Source organism: Pseudomonas sp. TH06 (assembly GCF_016651305.1).
GTDB lineage: Bacteria > Pseudomonadota > Gammaproteobacteria > Pseudomonadales > Pseudomonadaceae > Aquipseudomonas.
On record NZ_JAEKEC010000001.1, the window covers coordinates 78283 to 102205 of the forward strand.

General features: G+C 58.8%; 22 protein-coding genes. 2 read left to right on the top strand and 20 right to left on the bottom strand.

All coding sequences use genetic code 11. The features are described from left to right. The first annotated feature begins 127 nt into the window (after positions 1–127). Positions 128–451, top strand: coding sequence for a ferredoxin FdxA (gene fdxA, locus JFT86_RS00495; RefSeq protein ID WP_007908827.1), 324 nt, complete (start codon positions 128–130; stop codon positions 449–451). Positions 452–1063: 612 nt separating this feature from the next. Here fdxA and rpoS read toward each other — a convergent pair. From rpoS to JFT86_RS00535, 8 genes are all read right to left on the bottom strand, one after another. Then, a complete protein-coding gene (gene rpoS, locus JFT86_RS00500; protein WP_201235000.1) occupies positions 1064–2074 on the bottom strand; it encodes an RNA polymerase sigma factor RpoS in 1011 nt (336 codons plus the stop codon). Positions 2075–2180: 106 nt separating this feature from the next. Further along, entirely contained in the window at positions 2181–3050 is an 870-nt protein-coding gene (locus JFT86_RS00505; protein ID WP_201235001.1) for a peptidoglycan DD-metalloendopeptidase family protein, read from the bottom strand. Positions 3051–3262: 212 nt separating this feature from the next. After that, positions 3263–3898: a protein-L-isoaspartate(D-aspartate) O-methyltransferase gene (locus JFT86_RS00510; protein ID WP_169841266.1), complete on the bottom strand. Its 636-nt coding sequence runs from the start codon at positions 3896–3898 to the stop codon at positions 3263–3265. Positions 3899–3939: 41 nt separating this feature from the next. Continuing rightward, complete coding sequence (gene surE / locus JFT86_RS00515; RefSeq protein ID WP_201235002.1) at positions 3940–4689, bottom strand: 5'/3'-nucleotidase SurE; 750 nt, start codon at positions 4687–4689, stop codon at positions 3940–3942. Continuing rightward, positions 4677–5735, bottom strand: a complete 1059-nt coding sequence (gene truD, locus JFT86_RS00520; protein ID WP_201235003.1) for a tRNA pseudouridine(13) synthase TruD — start codon at positions 5733–5735, stop codon at positions 4677–4679. Before truD ends, surE begins: the two co-directional genes overlap by 13 nt. Beyond that, on the bottom strand, positions 5732–6205 hold the full coding sequence (gene ispF / locus JFT86_RS00525) for a 2-C-methyl-D-erythritol 2,4-cyclodiphosphate synthase (protein WP_034149878.1): 474 nt from the start codon (positions 6203–6205) through the stop codon (positions 5732–5734). Before ispF ends, truD begins: the two co-directional genes overlap by 4 nt. 43 nt (positions 6206–6248) lie before the next feature. Then, entirely contained in the window at positions 6249–7094 is an 846-nt protein-coding gene (gene fghA, locus JFT86_RS00530) for an S-formylglutathione hydrolase (RefSeq protein ID WP_201235004.1), read from the bottom strand. Positions 7095–7190: 96 nt separating this feature from the next. Then, positions 7191–8303 (bottom strand): S-(hydroxymethyl)glutathione dehydrogenase/class III alcohol dehydrogenase, encoded by a 1113-nt coding sequence (locus tag JFT86_RS00535; protein WP_166220848.1) that lies wholly within the window; start codon positions 8301–8303, stop codon positions 7191–7193. 116 nt (positions 8304–8419) lie between these two features. On the opposite strand from JFT86_RS00535, the gene JFT86_RS00540 reads away from it, so the two are divergent. After that, positions 8420–9316 carry a LysR substrate-binding domain-containing protein gene (locus JFT86_RS00540; protein ID WP_201235005.1) on the top strand — a complete coding sequence of 299 codons (897 nt, stop codon included), beginning with the start codon at positions 8420–8422 and terminating at the stop codon, positions 9314–9316. A 78-nt stretch (positions 9317–9394) separates the two neighbouring features. On the opposite strand, the gene ispD is transcribed toward JFT86_RS00540, so the two are convergent. The 12 genes from ispD to fabZ all read right to left on the bottom strand — a co-directional run bounded on the left by ispD (position 9395) and on the right by fabZ (position 23877). Continuing rightward, complete coding sequence (gene ispD / locus JFT86_RS00545) at positions 9395–10102, bottom strand: 2-C-methyl-D-erythritol 4-phosphate cytidylyltransferase (RefSeq protein WP_201235006.1); 708 nt, start codon at positions 10100–10102, stop codon at positions 9395–9397. Further along, entirely contained in the window at positions 10099–10377 is a 279-nt protein-coding gene (ftsB, locus tag JFT86_RS00550) for a cell division protein FtsB (protein WP_007908838.1), read from the bottom strand. The genes ispD and ftsB overlap by 4 nt, the downstream gene beginning before the upstream one ends. Positions 10378–10548: 171 nt before the next feature. Then, entirely contained in the window at positions 10549–11838 is a 1290-nt protein-coding gene (gene eno / locus JFT86_RS00555; RefSeq protein ID WP_201235007.1) for a phosphopyruvate hydratase, read from the bottom strand. Positions 11839–11995: 157 nt separating this feature from the next. Further along, positions 11996–12841: a 3-deoxy-8-phosphooctulonate synthase gene (gene kdsA, locus JFT86_RS00560; RefSeq protein ID WP_187679144.1), complete on the bottom strand. Its 846-nt coding sequence runs from the start codon at positions 12839–12841 to the stop codon at positions 11996–11998. A 5-nt stretch (positions 12842–12846) separates the two neighbouring features. Next, positions 12847–14478, bottom strand: a complete 1632-nt coding sequence (locus JFT86_RS00565; RefSeq protein WP_123465103.1) for a CTP synthase — start codon at positions 14476–14478, stop codon at positions 12847–12849. Positions 14479–14752: 274 nt separating this feature from the next. Beyond that, on the bottom strand, positions 14753–16081 hold the full coding sequence (gene tilS, locus JFT86_RS00570; protein ID WP_201235008.1) for a tRNA lysidine(34) synthetase TilS: 1329 nt from the start codon (positions 16079–16081) through the stop codon (positions 14753–14755). A gap of 126 nt (positions 16082–16207) precedes the next feature. Continuing rightward, positions 16208–17155 (bottom strand): acetyl-CoA carboxylase carboxyltransferase subunit alpha, encoded by a 948-nt coding sequence (locus tag JFT86_RS00575; RefSeq protein ID WP_042557889.1) that lies wholly within the window; start codon positions 17153–17155, stop codon positions 16208–16210. Between the two features lie 139 nt (positions 17156–17294). Further along, the gene (gene dnaE, locus JFT86_RS00580; protein WP_201235009.1) at positions 17295–20816 is read right to left on the bottom strand and encodes a DNA polymerase III subunit alpha; all 3522 of its coding nucleotides are present in this window, start codon (positions 20814–20816) and stop codon (positions 17295–17297) included. A gap of 76 nt (positions 20817–20892) precedes the next feature. Next, positions 20893–21519, bottom strand: a complete 627-nt coding sequence (gene rnhB, locus JFT86_RS00585; protein WP_027611036.1) for a ribonuclease HII — start codon at positions 21517–21519, stop codon at positions 20893–20895. An 11-nt stretch (positions 21520–21530) separates the two neighbouring features. Next, positions 21531–22661 (bottom strand): lipid-A-disaccharide synthase, encoded by a 1131-nt coding sequence (gene lpxB, locus JFT86_RS00590; protein WP_201235010.1) that lies wholly within the window; start codon positions 22659–22661, stop codon positions 21531–21533. A gap of 2 nt (positions 22662–22663) precedes the next feature. Then, entirely contained in the window at positions 22664–23440 is a 777-nt protein-coding gene (gene lpxA, locus JFT86_RS00595) for an acyl-ACP--UDP-N-acetylglucosamine O-acyltransferase (RefSeq protein ID WP_201235011.1), read from the bottom strand. Continuing rightward, complete coding sequence (fabZ, locus tag JFT86_RS00600; protein ID WP_003222142.1) at positions 23437–23877, bottom strand: 3-hydroxyacyl-ACP dehydratase FabZ; 441 nt, start codon at positions 23875–23877, stop codon at positions 23437–23439. Before fabZ ends, lpxA begins: the two co-directional genes overlap by 4 nt. Between the last annotated feature and the right edge of the window lie 46 nt (positions 23878–23923).

Below are 23923 nucleotides of genomic sequence, written 5' to 3' on the forward strand. Positions count from 1 at the left end.
GCTGTTAGAATCTCGCGCGGTTTGGGATGCTGCTGGCTAATAGCCTGGCCAGCAGACATCGCTCCCGAACCTGGCGACCCCAACCGTGAAGGGGCAACGCTGCCGCCGCCTGAGGAGAAAATTAGAAATGACCTTCGTCGTCACCGACAACTGCATCAAGTGCAAGTACACCGACTGCGTAGAAGTCTGTCCGGTGGACTGCTTTTACGAAGGCCCGAACTTCCTGGTGATTCACCCGGATGAGTGCATCGACTGCGCCCTGTGCGAGCCGGAATGCCCGGCCGTAGCCATTTTCTCCGAGGACGAAGTTCCGGAAGAAATGCAGGAGTTCATTCAACTGAACGTTGAACTGGCTGAGATCTGGCCGAACATCACCGAGAAAAAAGAATCGCTGCCGGACGCCGAAGAGTGGGATGGCGTCAAAGGCAAGATCAAAGACCTCGAACGCTGATCTGTCGCGCGCTCGATAAAAAGGCCCCTTGCGGGCCTTTTTGCTTTTCTGCATTTGCTTTTCTACGGGCAAAAAAAAGGGGCGGTTTGACCCGCCCACATTTTTTCCCTATTCCCTGTGTTCCTTTTCATCGTCCTGATGAATCGCTTCCTGCGATGTCCATTCCCCTCATCCTTGAAGGGCGTGTCTGTCCGTCGACACAGCGCTGATACTAAAGAGTTCCCCGCAAGGAGCAACGGGCCAAATACGCCTGGAGGCGCTGTCATAAGCACTTAATACTAAAAAATAAATAGCTAAATCAATAAGTTAGATATGACTAACGTGAAGAGTGGACGTCTGCCACAGGGTAAAAATAACGAACACTTACGGAAGAGTAAGCCAAGGCTTACATCGCGAGACTACAAAGGTACGGACACCGCGAAAAAGGCGGGCACCTGACCTGTGGCGAGGGAGCGTGCTCCCGCTTGAGTGCGCAGCGCTCACCAGTACTTGGGGCTGCTGCACAACCCAGCGGGAGCAAGCTCCCTCACCACAAGGTATCGTTGAGCCATTCAATCGCGAGCAACAAAAAGCCCCGAACCAGTCGGGGCTTTTGGCGGGCGCTGGAGACGCCTATTGGAACAGCGACTCGCTCGACAGGCCATTCTTCTCGAGAATTTCCCGTAGGCGCTTGAGGCCTTCCACCTGGATCTGTCTTACCCGTTCCCGGGTCAGGCCGATCTCCAGGCCTACATCTTCCAGCGTGCTGCTCTCATGACCGCGCAGGCCGAAGCGGCGGATCACCACCTCGCGCTGCTTGTCAGTCAGTTCGGACAGCCATTGATCGATGCTCTGCGACAGATCGTCGTCCTGCAGCAGTTCGCATGGATCGGTGGGACGATCATCCGTCAGGGTGTCCAGCAGGGTTTTATCCGAATCCGGACCCAGCGAGACGTCGACCGAAGAAACACGTTCATTCAGGCCCAGCATACGCTTGACCTCACCTACCGGTTTTTCCAGCAGGTTGGCGATTTCTTCGGGTGAAGGTTCGTGGTCGAGCTTTTGCGTCAGCTCCCGTGCAGCCCGCAGGTACACGTTAAGCTCCTTGACCACATGGATCGGCAACCGGATGGTCCGGGTCTGATTCATGATTGCGCGTTCGATGGTCTGACGAATCCACCAGGTTGCGTAGGTCGAGAAGCGGAAGCCGCGCTCGGGATCGAACTTTTCCACTGCGCGGATCAAGCCGAGGTTGCCCTCTTCGATCAGATCCAGCAGCGACAGCCCCCGATTGACGTAACGCCGGGCGATTTTGACCACCAGCCGCAGGTTACTTTCAATCATGCGCTTGCGCCCGGCGGGATCGCCACTTTGCGACAAACGCGCAAAATGAACTTCTTCCTCCGGGGAGAGCAGTGGGGAAAAGCCGATTTCGTTGAGATACAACTGCGTGGCATCAAGTGCACGCGTGTAGTCGATGTACTTATGTTGTTTAAGTGAAGCGGAGTGTTTGGATTTGGAACGAACGGAAGGTGGAGCAGCCCCTTCATCATTCGACATCGAAGATTCCGAATCGATGCCGGTCTCCATAAGGAGAACCTCATCGTCGATGTCAAACTCCGGCACTTCTTTACTGAGAGCCATTGTTATAGTCCTTTGGTGAGTTCGACCCCAAGCTCAAGCGACGCCTTTATCCTTGGCAACGCTGGAGCCTGTCCCCTCTACGCGACGGAACAGGCTGGCTTACAAATCAACGTCTTGGCAGGAACTGCAACGGATCTACAGGTTTACCTTGTCGGCGAATCTCAAAATGCAGTTTCACCCGGTCTGTACCCGTTGACCCCATTTCGGCAATTGTCTGTCCGACCTTGACCTGCTGTCCCTCCCGAACCAACAGCCGACGGTTGTGACCGTAAGCACTGACGTAGGTTTCGCTGTGTTTGATGATGACTAATTCGCCGTAGCCCCTTAAGCCACTCCCGGCGTAAACCACCGTCCCATCAGACGCAGCTAAAACAGGCTGTCCCAAATCCCCGGCGATATCAATTCCTTTATTCAAACTACCGTTTGAAGAGAATTTTCCAATAAGAATGCCATTAGATGGCCATCCCCAGCCGGTCGGGGCCGGGCCCGGTGGAGGCAGTGGCGCCGGCGCTTGTTTGTTGGCGACGGACGGTACAGCTCCAGTAGAACCGGTGGTTGTAGTGGTAGTCGTGCCATTTGCCTGGCGTCGGATTACCGTGGTTTTACTCGACGACGAAGGTGAAGAACTGGCGCTGCTCACCACCGCTGTCGGCGTTGATCCTGTACGGCCATCGAAGCGAATTGTCTGACCCGGGTGGATCGTATACGGCGTAGGAATATTGTTCCGGGCCGCGAGGGCTTTGTAGTCCCAGCCGTAGCGAAACGCGATGGAAAACATCGTATCGCCCGGACGGACTACATATTGCCCGGTCGTCACGGCAGGACGCTGCGCGACCGCGTTGTTACGATCGACTACCCGTACGTTGCTCGATTTGGTGCTGGAGCAACCCACCAGCAAGGTGCTCAAGACAAGGCCAGTCACCAGGCGCTGAAAGCTCGTGTTACCCATACGCTGCGCAATGACTGTGAGACTCACCCGCCGCTCCCTTTGTGGTGGCTGAAAAATTTGGAATGCCGGATTTCGGCATGAGGTGTCGCAAGTATAACGGGCTGAATCGGCTTTACCTTTAATGAAGCGAAATCGCTTCGCGCACACGTTTGCAAGCCGACAATCTGTTGCGTTTAATCCACCGCTGCCGGAGTAAGACCGAGGCGAACGAAAGGAATTCAGCCCCTTTGAAGAAATGCTCAGGCCAGTGGCCCGTTGAGCAAAGGCACGAAACGAACAGCACCCAGAACGTGTCGGGAAAAGCCGTGCTCTTCTCGCACGATCAGCATCAATTGCTGCACTTCACCAGAACCGACCGGGATCACCATGCGCCCACCTGGCGCCAGTTGATCAAGCAAGGCTTGCGGCACATCGGTAGCGACAGCGGTGACGATGATGCCGTTGTACGGCGCCAGCGCCGGCCAGCCTTCCCAGCCGTCGCCCCAACGGAACACCACGTTGCGCAGGTTGAGCTCGACCAGACGTTCCTTGGCCCGATCCTGCAAGACCTTGATGCGTTCAACCGAGAACACTCGCTCCACCAATTGCGACAACACGGCCGTCTGATAACCGGAGCCCGTGCCGATTTCCAGCACCTTGTCCAACGGCCCGGCCTCAAGCAGCAGCTCGCTCATGCGCGCCACCATATAAGGCTGGGAGATGGTCTGGTTATGGCCGATCGGCAGGGCCGTGTCTTCATAAGCGCGATGCGCCAGCGCTTCGTCGACGAACAGGTGACGCGGCGTGCGGCGGATCACTTCCAGCACCTTGGCGTTGGACAGGCCTTCTTCATACAGGCGCTGGATCAACCGTTCGCGGGTGCGCTGAGACGTCATGCCGATGCCGCTGCGCATTCTGTCTTCGTGTTCACGGGCCATCAGCGCAGTCCCTCCAGCCAGCCGTCGAGACTTCTGAAGGCATCGTTGAAGGTGCGATCAAGCTGTAACGGCGTGATGGAAACGTAGCCCTGCATCACCGCATGAAAGTCCGTACCCGGACCGCCGTCTTCAGCGTCGCCGGCGGCAGCAATCCAGTAACCGGCCTTGCCACGCGGGTCGACCACCTTCATCGGCGCCGCCGCCCGGGCGCGATGCCCCAGTCGGGTCAACTGAATACCGCGAATATGGTCGAGCGGCAAATTGGGAATGTTCACGTTGAGCACCGTGCGCGGCGGCAGATCCAGCCCGGCATGGGCCTCGACCAGTTTGCGCGCAAAGTAAGCCGCCGTCGGCAGATTATCCACCTGGCGTGAGGCCAGCGAGAAAGCAAACGATGGACGCTCAAGAAAACGCCCTTCAAGGGCTGCCGCCACTGTCCCGGAATACAACACGTCATCGCCCAGATTGGCGCCGAGGTTGATGCCGGAAACCACCATGTCCGGTTCGCGCTCCAGCAAGCCGTTGAGGCCCAGGTGCACGCAATCGGTTGGTGTGCCATTGAGGCTGATAAAGCCGTTGGCCAGGTATTGCGGGTGCAACGGACGGTCGAGCGTCAGCGAACTGCTGGCGCCGCTTTTGTCCTGCTCCGGGGCGATAACCACGCACTCGGTGTAATCCGCCAGCGCAGCATAAAGCGCGGCGAGACCGGGTGCGGTTACCCCATCGTCGTTAGAAATCAGAATACGCATGGGCTGTCCGTCTGCCCCACCGGCACCAGATCAACGAGTTCGCGCACCAATACGGTGGCGAAGCATCCGGCCGGGAGGACGAATTCCAGTTGCAGAATGTCAGGCTGGGGATAATGCCACGTCAACCCGCCAATGGGCAGCCGCAGGATACGACGTTCGTGGCTCATGCCGGCGTGAATCAACCAATCACGCAGATCCGCTTCACGGGCGGCAATCCCCTGCTCCAGATCATGGACAGCGCCAGCGGCCGGCGAGTCACCTTCGCCCCACTGCGGGCCGGTCGGATGCAGATCGAGAATCGCCAGGCGCGGATCGCTGCATTCAGCTTCACCGGCCGGAAAAAAACTGCGGCTGTCGGTGAACGCCAGCAGATCGCCGACTTGGGCTTTTTGCCAGGTGCCATCGGCAACACGTGCCGCGAGCACCTGATTGAACAGAAAACTGCGCGCGGTCGAGAGCAGGCGCGAACGCACATTGCGCTGCTCCGGCAAGGCCTTGCGCGCCGCCCACGAACGCGCATCGACGACGTTGCCGCCGTCATGGCCGAAGCGCTGAGCACCGAAATAATTGGGAATGCCTTGTCTGGCGATCAGTTGCAGACGTTCTTCAATGGCAGCCTTGTCGCCATTGAACTGAGTCAGACGCAAGGTGAAACCGTTGGCCGAATGCGCACCGCGTTGCAACTTGCGCTTGTGGCGGGTGGTCTTGAGGATCTTCAGCGTGTCGTTTTCCGCTGCCGACAGATCCGGGTCAGCCTTGCCTGGCAGTTGCACGCTGAACCACTGACGGGTCAACGCCTGGCGATCCTTGAGACCTGCATAGCTGACGGTGCGCAAAGGCACGCCGGCAGCCTTGGCGATACGCCGCGCAGCCTCCTCGGTGTTCAGGCCACGCTTTTCGACCCAGATCCACAAGTGCTCGCCATCGCCGCTGAACGGGATATCGAGCACTTCGTCGACCTGAAAGTCTTCCGCGACCGCTTTCAGTACGGCGCTGCCCAAGGACTCGCCATAGGCACGCGGGCCGAGCAATTGCAGTTCATTCATGCGCGCAGCAACAAGGCAACGGAGTGCACGGCGATGCCCTCTTCGCGACCGACAAAGCCAAGCTTTTCGGTGGTGGTAGCTTTCACGTTCACTTGATCCAATTCAACTTGAAGATCCGCCGCGATCAGCGCGCGCATCGATTCGATATGCGGGGCCATTTTCGGCGCCTGGGCGACAATGGTGTTGTCGACGTTGCCGACTTTCCAGCCTTTGGCGTGGATCAGCGCGACCACGTGACGCAGCAGCGCACGGCTGTCAGCGCCCTTGAATTGCGGGTCGGTGTCCGGGAAGTGTTTGCCGATATCGCCCAGCGCCGCCGCGCCGAGCAAGGCATCGCTCAAGGCGTGCAGCAGGACGTCACCGTCGGAATGAGCGAGCAGCCCGAAGCTGTGTGCAATGCGCACGCCGCCCAGAGTAATGAAATCGCCTTCAGCGAAACGGTGCACATCATAGCCGTGGCCAATACGCATAAAAAAACGCCCCGATTTTTGTCAGGGCGTGATTCTACCTGCATTAGGCCTTGAGGGCGCGTGCGTGATGCTGCAAGTGGTCGTCAATGAAGCTTGAGATGAAGAAATAGCTGTGGTCGTAGCCCGGTTGCAGGCGCAATGTCAGCGGATGGCTCGCTTGTTTTGCCGCTTGTTGCAGCGCTTCCGGCTTGAGCTGGTTGGCGAGGAAGTCGTCGCGATCCCCTTGATCGACCAGCAATGGCAGTTTTTCGGTAGCGTCAGCAATCAACGCACAAGCATCCCATTCTTTCCACTTCGAGCGGTCTTCGCCCAGGTAACGGGAAAAAGCCTTCTGGCCCCACGGGCAATCCATCGGATTGTTGATCGGTGAAAACGCCGACACCGACTGGTAACGCCCCGGATTGCGCAGCGCGCAGACCAACGCACCGTGGCCGCCCATGGAGTGGCCGCTGATGCTGCGTTTGTCCGACGCTGGGAAATGCGCTTCAACCAGTGAAGGCAATTCCTGCACGACATAGTCATGCATCCGATAGTGTCGCGACCAAGGTTCCTGCGTGGCATTCAAATAAAACCCCGCACCGAGGCCAAAATCCCACGCATTGTCAGGATCACCCGGCACATCAGGACCACGTGGACTGGTGTCCGGCGCAACAATGATCAAACCGAGCTCGGCGGCCATGCGCTGGGCGCCAGCCTTCTGCATGAAGTTCTCATCGGTGCAGGTCAGGCCCGACAGCCAGTACAGCACCGGCAACTTGCCGCCCTGCTCTGCCTGCGGAGGCAGATAGACAGCGAACACCATGTCGCAACCGAGCACATCGGAACGATGGCGATAACGCTTGTGCCAACCGCCGAAACTCTTCTGACAGGAGATATTTTCCAGACTCATAGGATTCTCCCAGCTGCAAGCCACAAGCTTCGAGCTTCAAGAAAAGGCCTGATCGCCCTTGCTTGACGCTTGAAACTTGTAGCTTGGGGCTGCTTTTTAGAAATGAATGACGGTACGGATGCTCTTGCCTTCGTGCATCAGGTCGAACGCCTTGTTGATGTCTTCCAGGCCCATGGTGTGGGTGATGAAAGTATCCAGCGGGATCTCACCGCTCTGCGCCATGTCGACATAGCTTGGCAACTCGGTACGGCCGCGCACGCCGCCGAACGCCGAACCGCGCCAGACGCGACCGGTCACCAGTTGGAACGGACGGGTAGCGATTTCCTGGCCGGCACCGGCGACGCCGATGATCACCGACTCGCCCCAACCTTTGTGGCAGCACTCAAGGGCGGCGCGCATCAGTTGCACGTTGCCGATGCATTCGAAGGAGAAGTCGACGCCGCCATCGGTCATGTCGACGATGACTTCCTGGATCGGGCGATCGAAATCTTTCGGGTTTACGCAATCGGTGGCGCCCAGTTGCTTGGCGATTTCGAATTTGGCCGGGTTGATGTCGATGGCAATGATGCGTGAAGCCTTGGCTTTCACCGCGCCGATCACCGCCGACAAACCGATGCCGCCGAGGCCGAAAATGGCGACGGTGTCACCCGGTTTGACCTTGGCAGTGTTGATCACTGCGCCGATACCGGTGGTGACGCCACAGCCCAGCAGGCAGACTTTCTCCAGCGGCGCGTCTTTGGAAATTTTGGCGACGGAGATTTCCGGCAACACGGTGTATTCCGAGAACGTCGACGTGCCCATGTAGTGGAAAATCGTCTCGCCCTTGTAGGAAAAACGCGAAGTACCGTCCGGCATCAGGCCCTTGCCCTGGGTCGCGCGAATCGCCTGACACAGGTTGGTTTTGCCGGACTTGCAGAATTTGCACTGGCCACATTCCGGCGTGTACAGCGGAATGACGTGGTCGCCGACGGCTACCGAGGTTACGCCTTCACCGATGGCTTCGACGATGGCGCCGCCTTCGTGGCCGAGGATCGACGGGAAGATCCCTTCCGGGTCAGCGCCGGACAGGGTGTAAGCGTCAGTGTGGCAAACACCGGAAGCCACCACGCGCAGCAACACTTCACCAGCCTTGGGCATGGCGACATCGACTTCTACGATTTCCAGCGGCTTCTTGGCCTCGAAGGCAACGGCGGCGCGCGACTTGATCATGCTGACTCTCCAGTGAATCCATTGAATAAAAAACCAGACCAGGAGTGTAATACATGGTCTGACGGTGAATAATCCAAGCAAAAGCAAAACATTATTGCTGCACAGGGATAATCACGATGTCCGAAAACCGCTGGGAAGGTATCGACGAGTTCGTCGCCGTTGCCGAATGCAGCCAATTCACCGCGGCAGCCGAACGCCTTGGGGTTTCTTCCTCGCACATCAGTCGGCAAATCGTACGACTGGAAGAGCGCTTGCAGACACGCCTGCTCTATCGCAGTACGCGCCGGGTGACGCTGACCGAGGCTGGACAGACTTTTCTGCAACATTGCCAGCGCCTGCAGGACGGTCGTGAAGAGGCCTTGCGCGCCGTTGGCGATCTGACCAGCGAGCCGAAAGGCATGCTGCGCATGACTTGCGCCGTTGCCTACGGTGAGCGATTTATCGTGCCGCTGGTAACACGGTTCATGGGGCTGTACCCACAACTGCGCATTGATATTGAATTGAGCAATCGCCAACTCGATCTGGTGCATGAAGGACTTGATCTGGCGATTCGGTTGGGGCGCCTACAGGATTCGCGATTGGTCGCAACGCGGCTGGCGCCGAGGCGCATGTATCTGTGCGCGTCGCCGTCCTACCTGGAACGGTATGGCCGCCCACACAGTTTGTCGGAACTGAGCCGTCACAATTGCCTGATTGGCAGCTCGGACATCTGGCAGCTGGAGCAAAACGGGCGGGAATTTTCCCAGCGGGTGCAGGGAAACTGGCGCTGCAACAGTGGGCAAGCGGTGCTGGATGCGGCGCTGCAAGGGGTTGGGTTGTGTCAGTTGCCGGATTATTACGTGCTCGAGCATCTGCACAGTGGTGCGTTGATTTCGTTGCTGGAGACGCATCAGCCGCCGAATACGGCAGTGTGGGCGCTGTATCCGCAGCAACGGCATTTGTCGCCAAAGGTGCGCAAACTGGTGGATTTCTTGAAGGAAGGTTTGGCTGAACAGCCGGAGTATCGGGTTTGAGATCAAAAGATCGCAGCCTTCGGCAGCTCCTACAGGGGGTTGCATTCCGTTGTAGGAGCTGCCGCAGGCTGCGATCCTTTAACGGCGGTTAGCCCAACGCTGGCGCAACCATTCCAGGTCTTCCGGCCGGGTTACTTTGAGGTTATCTGCACGACCTTCAATCAAGCGAGGCGCCAGCCCCGCCCACTCCATCGCCGAAGCTTCATCGGTAATCACGGCGTCAGCGACCAGACTGTCGGCCAATGCCCGATGCAACGCCCCCAGGCGAAACATCTGCGGCGTATAGGCTTGCCAGATCACACTGCGATCCACGGTTTCAACCACACGACCGTGCTTGTCGACTCGTTTCAGGGTGTCGCGCGCGGGAACGGCGAGCAAACCACCCACCGCGTCATCCGCCAACTCAGCGAGCAGCTTGTCGAGGTCATCGCGACTCAGGTTGGGACGTGCCGCATCGTGTACCAGCACCCAATCTTCATCATCAGCACCCTGCGCATGCAAATGCAGCAAGGCATTAAGCACCGAGCCGGAGCGCTCGGCCCCGCCCTCAACGCGCTGAATACGCGGATCGCTGACGCACGCCAGATTCGGCCAGTAAGGATCATCAACCGCCAGACTGACCGCCAAACCCTTGAGGCTTGGGTGATCGAGGAAACAGCCAAGGCTGTGTTCGAGAATTGTGCGCCCGCCCAGTTGCAGATATTGCTTGGGACGGTCCGCGGCCATACGGGCACCGACGCCCGCGGCAGGAATCACGGCCCAGAAGGCCGGCAGGGAATTGATCATTGGGCCAACTGGTAAAGGGTTTCGCCGTCCTTGACCATTCCCAATTCGTGACGAGCCCGTTCTTCAACGGTCTCCATGCCTTTCTTCAACTCGCTGACTTCAGCGTCCATCACCCGGTTGCGCTCCAGCAGACCTTCGTTCTCGGCATGTTGATCAGCAATCTGCTGATTCAGCTCGGCGACCTGCGCCAGACTGCCATTGCCCACCCACAGGCGGTACTGCAGACCGGCCAGTAGCAAGAGCAAAACGAGAAACAACCAGTAAGGACTGCGCATCGAATATCAGGTATCCAGTGAAAAAAGACAGCCACGCCAAAACTTTGAAACGTCTGATAGCACGAAGCCTGGAAGATCCAGGCTTGTGCTGTTAAGGCATCAGATTAGTGGTAAATCCATCGCTGTCACGACTTTTTCGACACAATCCGCTGTCCTTCCATCAGTTTGTACTTAGCCGCGGAACTCGCTGCGACCGTTGTACTTGGCTTTGCCATTCAACTGCTCTTCGATACGCAGCAGTTGGTTGTACTTGGAGACGCGGTCGGAACGGCACAGCGAACCGGTCTTGATCTGGCCAGCCGAGGTGCCCACAGCCAGGTCGGCGATGGTCGAATCTTCGGTTTCGCCCGAACGGTGCGAGATCACGGCGGTGTAACCGGCAGCCTTGGCCATCTGGATGGCTTCCAGGGTTTCGGTCAGGGTGCCGATCTGGTTGAACTTGATCAGGATCGAGTTGGCGATCTTTTTATCGATGCCCTCTTTCAGGATCTTGGTGTTGGTCACGAACAGATCGTCGCCCACCAGCTGAGTCTTCTCACCGATCTTGTCGGTGAGGATTTTCCAGCCAGCCCAGTCGGACTCGTCCAGACCGTCTTCGATCGAGATGATCGGGTAACGCTCGGTCAGACCTTTCAGGTAGTCGGCGAAACCTTCAGCGGTGAACACCTGGCCTTCGCCGGACAGGTTGTACTTGCCGTCTTCGTAGAATTCGCTGGCCGCGCAGTCCAGTGCCAGGGTCACGTCGGTGCCCAGCTTGTAACCGGCGTTGGCCACAGCTTCGGAGATCACTTTCAGCGCGTCTTCGTTGGACGCCAGGTTCGGTGCGAAACCGCCTTCGTCGCCAACGGCGGTGCTCAGGCCACGGGCCTTCAGCACAGCTTTCAGGTGATGGAAAATCTCGGTGCCCATGCGCAGACCTTCCGAGAAAGACTTGGCGCCAACCGGCTGAACCATGAATTCCTGGATGTCGACGTTGTTATCGGCGTGCTCGCCACCGTTGATGATGTTCATCATCGGAACCGGCATCGAGTAAACACCCGGGGTACCGTTCAGGTTGGCGATGTGTGCGTACAGCGGCAGGTCCTGATCCTGAGCAGCAGCCTTGGCCGCAGCCAGAGACACGGCGAGGATGGCGTTGGCGCCCAGGGAACCTTTGTTTTCAGTACCGTCGAGCTTGATCATCGCGTGATCCAGGGCTTTCTGGTCGCTTGGGTCGGTACCCAGCAGCAGATCGCGGATCGGACCGTTGATGTTGGCTACCGCTTTGAGCACGCCCTTGCCCAGGTAACGGCTCTTGTCGCCATCACGCAGCTCGAGCGCTTCACGCGAGCCAGTGGATGCACCGGACGGCGCGCAAGCGCTGCCGATGATGCCGTTGTCGAGAAGCACGTCCGCTTCCACGGTGGGATTGCCACGGGAGTCGAGAACTTCACGACCTTTGATGTCGACGATTTTTGCCATTGTTGTAAACACTCCAAAGTTGACGAAAACGACGCAGCTAGAGGAAATCTTTTTACCGTCGGCAAGGGGTGTGCAGCGGGCAGACTTGCAGACGATAACGCTCATGCCCGAGGGCATGAGCGACAAATCGTGCGGTACTTTACCGGAGAATTGAGGTTTACGCGGTTTCTACCGTCGGAAAACTCTTCACCAGTTCGTCCAACGCTTTGAGCTGGGCCAGGAATGGCTCCAGTTTGTCCAGACGCAAGGCGCAAGGGCCGTCGCATTTGGCGTTGTCCGGATCCGGGTGCGCTTCGAGGAACAGACCCGCCAGACCTTGGCTCATACCGGCCTTGGCCAAGTCCAGAACCTGGGCACGGCGACCGCCGGCGGAGTCGGAACGACCGCCAGGCATTTGCAGCGAATGGGTCACGTCGAAGAATACCGGATACTCGAACTGCTTCATGATGCCGAAGCCGAGCATGTCAACCACGAGGTTGTTGTAGCCGAAGCTCGAACCACGCTCGCAGAGGATCAACTGATCGTTACCCGCTTCCACACACTTGTTCAGGATGTGTTTCATTTCCTGAGGCGCGAGGAACTGGGCTTTCTTGATATTGATCACTGCATTGGTCTTGGCCATCGCGACGACCAGATCGGTCTGGCGCGACAGGAAGGCCGGCAGTTGAATGATGTCGCAGACCTCAGCGACGACCGCGGCCTGATCGGGCTCGTGGACGTCGGTGATGATCGGTACGCCGAAGGCTTGTTTGATGTCCTGGAAGATGCGCATGCCCTCTTCCAGGCCAGGACCGCGATACGAGGCAACAGAAGAACGGTTGGCCTTGTCGAAACTGGCCTTGAACACGTAAGGGATACCGAGTTTCTCGGTGACCTTCACATACTCTTCGCAAACCTGCATGGCCATGTCACGGCTTTCCAGCACGTTCATGCCGCCGAACAGCACCATGGGTTTGTCGTTGGCAATCTCGATGTCGCCGACGCGGATGATCTTCTGTGCCATCGGGGTTACGCCTTCTTCTGGTGTTGAGCCAACGCTGCTTTGACAAAACCGCTGAACAGCGGATGGCCATCACGTGGTGTCGAGGTGAACTCAGGGTGGAACTGGCAAGCGACGAACCATGGATGATCCGGTGCTTCAACCACTTCAACCAGCGCTGCGTCAGCGGAGCGACCGGAGATTTTCAGGCCGGCTTCGATGATTTGTGGCAGCAGGTTGTTGTTCACTTCGTAACGGTGACGGTGACGCTCGACGATCACGTCCTTGCCATAGCAATCGTGCACCTTGGAGCCGGCTTCAAGCAGGCATTCCTGAGCGCCGAGGCGCATGGTGCCGCCCAGATCGGACGCTTCGGTACGCACTTCAACGGCGCCGGTGGCGTCTTCCCACTCGGTGATCAGACCGACAACCGGATGGCCGCTGGCGCGATCGAACTCGGTGGAGTTGGCATCTTTCCAGCCCAGCACGTTACGCGCGAACTCGATGACCGCCACTTGCATGCCGAGGCAGATACCCAGGTACGGAACCTTGTTTTCACGAGCGTACTGAACGGCAGTGATCTTGCCTTCCACGCCACGCAGACCGAAGCCGCCCGGTACGAGGATCGCGTCGACACCTTCGAGCAGCGCAGTGCCCTGGTTTTCGATGTCTTCGGAATCGATGTAGCGCAGGTTGACCTTGGTACGGTTGCTGATGCCGGCGTGACTCATCGCTTCGATCAGCGACTTGTACGCATCCAGCAGCTCCATGTACTTGCCGACCATGGCGATGGTGACTTCGTGTTCCGGGTTCAGCTTGGCGTCAACCACCGCTTCCCACTCGGACAGATCGGCGCTGCCGCATTGCAGGCCAAAACGCTCGACGACGAAATCATCCAGACCCTGCGAATGCAGAATGCCCGGGATCTTGTAGATGGTGTCGGCGTCTTCCAGCGCGATTACCGCACGTTCTTCAACGTTGGTGAATTGCGCGATCTTGCGGCGCGACGAAACATCGATCGGGTGATCGGAACGGCACACCAGCACGTCTGGCTGAAGACCGATCGAACGCAGTTCCTTGACGGAGTGCTGAGTCGGTTTGGTCTTGGTCTCGCCGGCGGTGGCAATGTATGGCACCAGCGTCAGGTGCATCAGCATCGCGCGCTTGGCGCCGACTTCGAAACGCAACTGACGGATGGCTTCGAGGAACGGTTGCGACTCGATGTCACCGACGGTGCCACCGATTTCGACCATCGCCACGTCAGCGTCACCAGCACCCTTGATGATGCGGCGCTTGATTTCGTCGGTGATGTGCGGAATCACCTGGATGGTTGCACCCAGGTAGTCACCACGGCGCTCTTTGCGCAGCACGTGCTCGTAGACACGGCCAGTGGTGAAGTTGTTGTTCTGGGTCATGGTCGTGCGGATGAACCGCTCGTAGTGGCCCAGGTCCAGGTCGGTCTCGGCGCCGTCGTGGGTGACGAACACTTCACCGTGCTGGAACGGGCTCATGGTGCCCGGGTCGACGTTGATGTACGGATCCAGCTTAAGCATGGTGACCTTAAGCCCCCGCGCCTCCAGGATGGCCGCCAATGAAGCCGAGGCAATGCCTTTCCCCAATGAAGAAACAACACCGCCCGTGACGAATATGTAGCGCGTCATGAAAAACCCTAGAAGTCTGCGTTAAAGCGGTACGAGCCGCCGGGGAAAGCGAAGGAAGGCCGAAGCCCCCGATCACCTGCATTAATCACAGTGCACCTTTCAAAAAAACCGCCGCGTTGGGACAGACCGGCAGATGAAACACCGGTACGTTGCTCGCTACACATTTTTTGGAATCGCCCAGCAAAGACTGCTTGGTAATCGGCAACTCCTGCAATTCAGGCGAATCCACAGAAGTTGTATCAAGAAGGGAGCGTAGTCTACCGGAATGCCCCTTTCATCTCAAACCTTGATCTTCGTCTATTGGCTGCCAATGCAATTTCCAGCCTTCCTGCGCATTGCCATCAAGGCCCGGCAGGTTCGCTACCGCGAGCAATTCTTCGCCGCGAAACAGCAGCGGCAATCTGCCACGCACGAAGCCCGGCACCGCACGCTCGTTGAGCAGGCGCTTGAGGTCACGATGACCCCGTTCGGCCAGATGCATCACTTCGCCGCCCTGCCGATAAGCAATGCGTAGCGGCCCGCCAGGAGTCTGACCGCTGAAGATGACACGCCCATTATCGGGCAAGCGTAGCGCTGAGGTCGGGGCCTGCCACTCTGCGCCGATCATCGGCGGGCACAACCAATCGTCGCTGAGCCACCATAATCGGCCGGCGCTGCGGTGCAGCTCACCATCGGCCAGACGCCAGACAGGCGAAGCGCTCTGGGCGGCATCGCAAAGATTTGTCCAACCCGACCAATGGTCAGTGTCGGGCAAGCGCGTGAGGGGTTCGAGCCAGTGACTCAGCGCATTGCGCTGACGGGCGGCAGACAACCCTGCCAGCGGCGCCAGTTCCAAGGAGGGCAGACCCAGCCATGCGAATTCATCCGGGGTTTGCGCCTGAGCCAGATCCATCTGTGCCAACTCATCGAGCAGGCCTTGCGCTTCGCGCAGATGCCCAGCGCTGCGGGCCATGCTGGCCTGCGCTTGCGGCCAGCGTTCAGTCAGCAGCGGCATGATTTGCTGGCGCAGATAATTGCGCGAGAATTGCGAGTCCTGATTCGACGGGTCTTCGATCCAGCGCAGTTGATGGGCCAGCGCATAAGCTTCCAATTCGGCCCGGGGGATATCAAGCAAGGCTCTGACCAGAACCCCCTGCCCCAGCGGGCGCTCACCCGGCATGCCTGACAAACCTCTAACTCCGGCGCCGCGCAACAGACGGAACATCAGCGTTTCAGCCTGATCGTCACGGTGCTGCCCGGTCAGCAGCACGTCATTGGCTTGAGTCAACGAACTGAACAGCGCATAACGCGCATCCCGCGCTGCCCGCTCCAGACTCGCTCCGGGTTTCACAGTCACCCGCTCGATCCGCAACGGCACACCCAGCGCATCGCAGACGGACTGGCAATGTTGCGGCCACGCATCAGCCGCAGCCTGAAGGCCGTGATGGACATGGATGGCACTGAGCGTCGGGAGGGATTCGGTTTTGGCGAGTTGCGCGAGCAGATGCAGGAGGACGGTGGAGTCGAGCCCACCCGAGAAGGCGATGCGCCAGTGTCTGGCCTTGCGCCAAGACTCCACGTTCAGCAGAAGGCGCGACGGCAAATCACTCTTCGAAGGATTCATAGAGATTGATCGCTTCTCAAAAAGCTCTGTAGGAGCTGCCGCAGGCTGCGATCTTTTGATTTTGCTTTTTCAAGATCAAAAGATCGCAGCCTGCGGCAGCTCCTACAGGGGTACTGCGCGTTCGGCTTAGAGACCGTAGCTCATCAGTCGATCGTAACGGCGCTTCAACAGCGCTTCGTTGTCGAACTTCTTCAGCATCGCCAGTTGCGAGCTCAGTTCGGCACGGATCGATGCAGCCGCAGCGGCCGGATCACGGTGTGCGCCGCCCAGAGGCTCGCCAATCACCTTGTCGACGATACCCAGGCCTTTCAGACGCTCGGCAGTGATGCCCATCGCTTCAGCGGCATCCGGCGCTTTCTCGGCGGTTTTCCACAGAATCGAAGCGCAACCTTCCGGCGAGATCACCGCGTAGGTCGAGTATTGCAGCATGTTCAGCTGATCGCAGACACCAATCGCCAATGCACCGCCGGAACCACCTTCACCGATCACGGTGGCGATGATCGGGGTTTTCAGGCGCGACATCACACGCAGGTTCCAGGCGATGGCTTCGCTCTGGTTGCGCTCTTCAGCGTCGATCCCAGGATACGCGCCCGGAGTGTCGATAAAGGTCAGGATCGGCATTTTGAAACGCTCGGCCATCTCCATCAGACGGCAAGCCTTGCGGTAGCCTTCAGGACGCGGCATGCCGAAGTTGCGACGAACCTTCTCGCGCACTTCACGGCCCTTCTGATGACCGATGATCATCACTGGCTGGTCGTCCAGACGGGCGATACCGCCAACGATGGCAGCGTCGTCGGAGAAGTGGCGGTCACCGTGCAATTCGTCGAACTCGGTGAAAATGTGTTCGATGTAGTCCAGGGTGTACGGGCGTTTCGGGTGACGCGCCAGGCGTGCGATCTGCCAGCTGGTCAGCTTGCCGAAGATGTCCTCGGTCAGCGTTTTGCTCTTGTCCTGCAGGCGGGAGATCTCATCGCCGATATTCAGCGAATTGTCATTACCGACCAAGCGCAACTCTTCGATCTTGGCTTGCAGGTCGGCGATCGGCTGTTCGAAATCTAGAAAATTCGGGTTCATAGGCGTCCGTCTTGGGTCGTGTCCCAAATGAGCTTGGGCCGGCCGGTTGTCTATTCGCGCCCTACCTTAAGGGAGAGGCGCGCTAAGGTCGAGATTAAAAATTCAGGTTGCGGGCGGGCGCCATGATGGCGCTCGCCGGTCAACGGTATTGGAGGAAGACGTTGTCTCGCCCGAACTGGTCACGCAGAGCCTGAATCAAGGCATCTGCCGGGTCGATTCGCCAGGTCTCGCCGAACTGCAGCAAGGTCTTCGCATCCGGGCTGGTGTATTCCATGGTGATCGGGCATGCACCGCGATGGCGCTTGAGCAAATCCCCCAGCCAGCGTAGCTGATCGCCTTTCAAATCCTGGGTTTGCAGCTTCAGACGCAGGCTTTCGGCCAGGTTGGTGCGCGCATCCTCCATGCTCATCACCCGCTTGACCCGCAGGCGCAGGCCGCCGGAGAAGTCGTCATTACTGACCTCACCTTCGACCACCACCATCGCGTCGGTCTGCAACAGCGATTGCGCGGAATGGAACGCATCGGCAAACAGCGACGCCTCGATCCGCCCAGAGCGGTCGTCGAGGGTGATGAAGCCCATTTTGTCGCCTTTTTTGTTCTTCATCACGCGCAGGGCAATGATCATCCCCGCCACGGTTTGCGTGTCGCGCGCCGGTTTAAGGTCGATGATGCGCTGGCGGGCGAAACGGCGAATCTCGCCTTCGTATTCGTCGATCGGGTGACCGGTCAGGTACAGACCCAAGGTGTCTTTTTCACCCTTGAGGCGTTCCTTGAGAGTCAGCTCCTTGGCCTTGCGATGCGTCGCATAAACGTCGGCATCTTCCTCGACAAACAACCCGCCAAACAGGTCGGCGTGGCCGCTGTCGTGGGTGCGCGCGGTTTGTTCGGCAGCCTTGATCGCCTCTTCCATTGCCGCCAGCAGCACGGCGCGGTTGCGGTCGATGTTGGCCTGATAAGCCTTTTGCTCGTCGTGAAAGTATGGGCCGAGACGATCCAGCGCACCGCTGCGAATCAAACCGTCGAGGGTGCGTTTGTTGATGCGTTTGAGGTCAACCCGGGCGCAGAAGTCGAACAGATCCTTGAACGGACCTTCCTGACGCGCCTCGGTGATCGCTTCCACCGGGCCTTCGCCGACGCCCTTGATCGCGCCGAGGCCGTAAACGATGCGGCCGTCGTCGTTCACCGTGAACTTGAACTCCGAAGTGTTCACGTCCGGCGCGTCGAGGCGCAGCTTCATCGTGCGCACTTCCTCGATCAAGGTCACGACCTTGTCGGTGTTGTGCATATCCGCCGACAGTACCGCGGCCATGAACGGCGCCGGGTAATGGGCTTTCAGCCAAGCAGTCTGGTACGACACCAGACCGTAGGCGGCGGAGTGGGATTTGTTGAAGCCGTAACCGGCGAATTTTTCCACCAGGTCGAAAATGTTACCGGCGAGATCGGCGTCGATATTGTTGGTCGCGCAACCCTCAATGAAGCCGCCGCGCTGCTTGGCCATTTCCTCGGGCTTTTTCTTACCCATTGCCCGACGCAGCATGTCCGCACCGCCGAGGGTGTAACCGGCCATGACCTGGGCAATCTGCATCACCTGTTCCTGATACAGGATGATGCCGTAAGTCGGCGCCAATACAGGCTTGAGGCCTTCGTACTGGTAGTCCGAGTGCGGATACGCGAGTTCGGCGCGACCGTGCTTACGGTTGATGAAGTCGTCCACCATGCCGGACTGCAACGGGCCCGGACGGAACAGGGCCACCAGCGCGATCAAGTCTTCCAGGCAGTCGGGCTTGAGCTTTTTGATCAGCTCTTTCATGCCGCGGGATTCAAGCTGGAACACCGCGGTGGTCTCAGCTTTTTGCAGCAATGTGTAAGTCGGTTTGTCGTCGAGCGGGATAAACGCGATATCGAGTGGCGGCTCGTCGACCTTGGCGCGGTCACGGTTAATGGTTTTCAGCGCCCAGTCGATGATCGTCAGGGTCCGCAGGCCGAGGAAGTCGAACTTCACCAGACCGGCGGCCTCGACGTCATCCTTGTCGAACTGGGTTACCAGACCGTCACCGGCCTCGTCGCAATAGATTGGCGAGAAATCGGTCAGCTTGGTCGGCGCGATAACCACACCACCGGCGTGTTTACCGACGTTACGCACGACGCCTTCGAGCTTGCGCGCCATCTCCCAGATTTCGGCAGCCTCTTCATCGACCTTGATGAAGTCACGGAGGATTTCTTCCTGCTCGTAGGCTTTTTCCAGGGTCATGCCGACTTCGAACGGAATCATCTTCGACAGACGATCCGCCAGGCCGTAGGACTTGCCCTGCACCCGTGCCACGTCACGCACCACAGCCTTGGCGGCCATGGAACCGAACGTGATGATCTGGCTTACCGCGTTGCGGCCGTACTTCTCGGCCACATAGTCGATCACCCGGTCACGACCGTCCATGCAGAAGTCGACGTCGAAGTCGGGCATCGATACCCGTTCCGGGTTAAGGAAACGTTCGAACAGCAGGTCGTATTCCAGCGGGTCGAGGTCGGTGATCTTCTGTACGTAAGCCACCAGCGATCCAGCACCCGAGCCCCGGCCCGGACCTACCGGTACGCCGTTGCTCTTGGCCCACTGGATAAAGTCCATAACGATGAGGAAGTAACCGGGGAAGCCCATCTGGATGATGATATCCAGCTCGAAATTCAAGCGGTCGACGTAGACCTGACGTTTGGCTTCGTAGTCTTCAGTAGTGTCTTTGGGCAGCAGCACCGCCAGTCGCTCTTCGAGACCGTCGAAGGAGACTTTGCGGAAATACTCGTCGATGGTCATGCCATCGGGGATCGGGAAGTTGGGCAGGAAGTGCGTGCCCAGCTTCACGTCGATGTTGCAGCGCTTGGCGATCTCGACGGTGTTTTCGATCGCGTCGGGAATGTCGCTGAACAGCTCGGCCATTTCCTCGGCGCTTTTGAGGTATTGCTGATCGCTGTAATTCTTCGAACGGCGCGGATCGTCGAGGGCGCGGCCCTCACCGATGCACACGCGGGTTTCGTGAGCGGCGAAGTCTTCCTGCTTGATGAAGCGCACATCGTTGGTCGCCACCAGCGGCGCGCCAAGTTTGTCGGCCAGGGCCACGGCGCCGTGCAGTTGCTCTTCGTCGTTAGGGCGATTGGTGCGCTGGATCTCCAGATAGAAGCGATCAGGGAACACCGCCATCCATTCGCGCGCCAACGCTTCGGCCTCGGCCGGGTTGCCGCCGATCATCGCCATGCCGATCTCGCCTTCTTTCGCGGCGGACAGCATGATCAGGCCTTCGTTGGCCTCGGCGACCCACTCGCGTTCGACAATGATCATGCCGTTGCGCTGACCTTCGATGAAGCCGCGCGAGATCAACTCTGTGAGGTTTCGATAACCCTTGGCGTTCATGACCAACAGACTGAGCCGGCTCAACGGCCCGTCCGGATCCTTGTTCGACAGCCACAGGTCGGCACCGCAGATCGGCTTGATGCCTGCGCCCATGGTGTTTTTATAGAATTTGACCAGGGAACACATGTTGTTCTGGTCGGTGACCGCGACCGCCGGCATGTTCATGCCGGTCAGCGCCTTGACCAGTGGCTTGATCCGCACCAGCCCGTCGACCAGGGAGTATTCAGTGTGCAGGCGTAGATGAACGAATGAAGCCGGCATAGTGATCCTGTCCAGTTACATAGAGACAACAAGGCCCGGATTGTACCGGGCCTCGAACAAAACATCAGCCTTGCGACTAAACCTGCGTCAAGCCTTCCAATGCTTCATAAGCCTGACGCACCGGCGCAAACGAGCGCCGGTGAATCGGTGTCGGGCCAAGACGCACCAACGCTTCCAGATGAACGGGCGTCGGGTAGCCTTTATGGCCACCAATGCCGTAACCCGGGTAGATCAGTTCAAACGCGGCCATCTCGCGGTCACGGCTGACCTTGGCCAGAATCGACGCGGCGGCAATCGCCGGCACCTTGCCGTCACCCTGCACCACCGCTTCAGCGCGCATCGGCAATTTCGGGCAGCGGTTGCCATCGATCATCGCCAGTTTCGGCTGAATGTGCAGCCCCGCCACTGCGCGCTGCATGGCCAGCATCGTCGCGTGGAGAATGTTCAACTCGTCGATTTCTTCGACTTCGGCGCGGGCGATGCACCAGCTCAGCGACTTCTCGATGATCTCGTCGTAGAGCTTTTCGCGCTTGGCTTCGGTGAGTTTCTTCGAGTCGTTGAGCCCGAGAATCGGCCGGTTCGGATCGAGAATCACCGCCGCCGTCACCACCGCACCGCACAATGGGCCGCGACCGACTTCATCGACACCGGCAACCAGTTCTTCGACTTCGGCGACCAGGGTGAAATCCAGGCCCATTTGCATATCTTTCTTGCTCATCGTGTTTGACCGATCAGGTTGAGGACGGCGTCCGCCGCCTGATTGGAAGCGTCCCGGCGCAGCGTGCGATGAATCTCGTCAAAGCCGCGGGTCTGTTCTTCACCGCCCTCGATCAATGGCGACAAGGTCTGCGCCAAGGTGTCAACTGTCGCATCATCCTGCAACAGTTCCGGCACCAGCAAGCGCTGGGCCAGCAGGTTAGGCAAGGACACATACGGGCTCTTGACCATGCGCTTGAGAATCCAGAACGTCAGTGGCGCCAAGCGATAAGCCACCACCATCGGCCGCTTGTACAGCAGCGCTTCGAGGGTGGCCGTGCCGGAAGCAATCAGCACTGCGTTGCACGCTGCCAAGGCCAGATGGGATTTGCCGTCAAGCAACGTCACCGGCAGATCGCGACCGACCAGCAGCGCCTCGATCTGCGCGCGACGCTCTGCATTGGCGCACGGCATGACGAAACGCAACCCCGGGCGCATGGCACGCAGACGCTCGGCAGTGTCGAGGAAAAGTGCGCCCAGACGGCTGACTTCTCCGCCGCGACTGCCAGGCATCAGCGCCACCAGCGGGCCGTCGGGCAAGCCCAGTTCAGCACGGGCAGCGGCTCGATCAGCCGCCAGTGGAATGGTATCGGCCAGGGTATGACCGACGAACCGCACCGGTACGTCCTTCTCTTCGTAGAATTTTGCTTCGAACGGCAACAGCGTCAGCATCAGGTCGCAGCCTTCGCGAATCTTCAGCACGCGCTTCTGCCGCCACGCCCACACCGACGGGCTGACGTAGTGCACGGTCTTGATTCCGGCCTGACGCAGCTTGAGTTCGATATTGAGGTTGAAATCCGGCGCATCGATACCGATGAACACGTCCGGTTTCTCGGCGATCAGCGTGGCGATCAGGTCCTTGCGGCGCTTGAGCAACTCACGCAGCCGGCCGAGGACCTCCACCAACCCCATGACCGACAAGCGTTCCATGGGGAAATAAGAGGTGAGACCCTCAGCCTGCATCAGCGGACCGCCGACACCGATGAACTCGACCGCCGGATGCTGTGCCTTGAGAGCGCGCATAAGACCGGCGCCCAGAATGTCACCGGAAGCCTCACCCGCCACCAGCGCAATACGCAAATTGGCCATGATCAGCGAGTGATGCCGCGAGTCGACGACTGGATGGAATCGCGGAACACCGCAACTTCCGGGAACTGGGCCGCAGGCTCGGCCAGCTCTGCCAGGGCCTGCTCGACGGTCAGTCCTTGGCGATAAACGGTTTTGTAGGCGCGGCGCAATGCATGGATAGCGTCTTCGCTGAAACCGCGACGGCGCATGCCTTCGAAGTTCATGCTGCGCGCTTCGGCAGGGTTACCAAACACCGTGACGTACGCCGGAACATCCTTGCCGATGGCGGTACCCATGCCGGAAAAGCTGTGGGCGCCGATGTGGCAATACTGATGCACCAGGGTGAACCCGGAGAGGATCGCCCAGTCTTCGACGTGCACATGGCCGGCCAATGCTGTGTTGTTGACCAGAATGCAGTGGTTGCCAATGACGCTGTCATGACCGATATGGGCATAGGCCATGATCAGGTTGTGATCGCCCAGCGTGGTTTCGGAGCGGTCCTGCACGGTACCACGGTGAATCGTCACGCCTTCGCGGATGACGTTGTGGTCGCCGATCACCAGACGGGTATCTTCACCCTTGTACTTCAGATCAGGCGTGTCTTCGCCTACCGAGGAAAACTGGTAGATGCGATTGTGCTTACCGATGCGGGTCGGACCTTTGAGGATCACATGCGGCCCGATCACGGTACCCTCGCCGATTTCCACACCTGCGCCGATGATCGACCACGGGCCGACCTCGACGCCGTCAGCCAGTACGGCCGACGGATCGATGATTGCGCGAGGGTCAATCAAACTCATAGCTTGCGTTCCGCGCAGATGATTTCAGCGGAACAGACTGGCTTGCCGTCGACCGAAGCCTGGCATTCGAATTTCCAGATCTGGCGCTTGCAGCTGATGAACTTGGCTTCCAGGATCAACTGGTCGCCCGGCAGCACAGGCTGGCGAAAACGCAGCTTGTCGGAGCCGACGAAGTAATACAGGGTGCCGTCGGCCGGTTTGACGTCGAGCATTTTGAAACCGAGGATCCCGGCAGCCTGAGCCATCGCCTCGATGATCAGTACGCCCGGCATGATTGGATGCGCAGGGAAGTGACCATTGAAGAACGGCTCATTGATGCTGACATTCTTGTAGGCGCGAATGCGCTTGCCTTCAGTGTCCAGTTCCACCACCCGGTCCACCAGCAGGAACGGGTAACGGTGAGGCAGGTATTCGCGAATCTCGTTGATGTCCATCATTTCGGGGGGAAGCCTATGTAAAGATTGGGAGCGCGACTGACGCGCA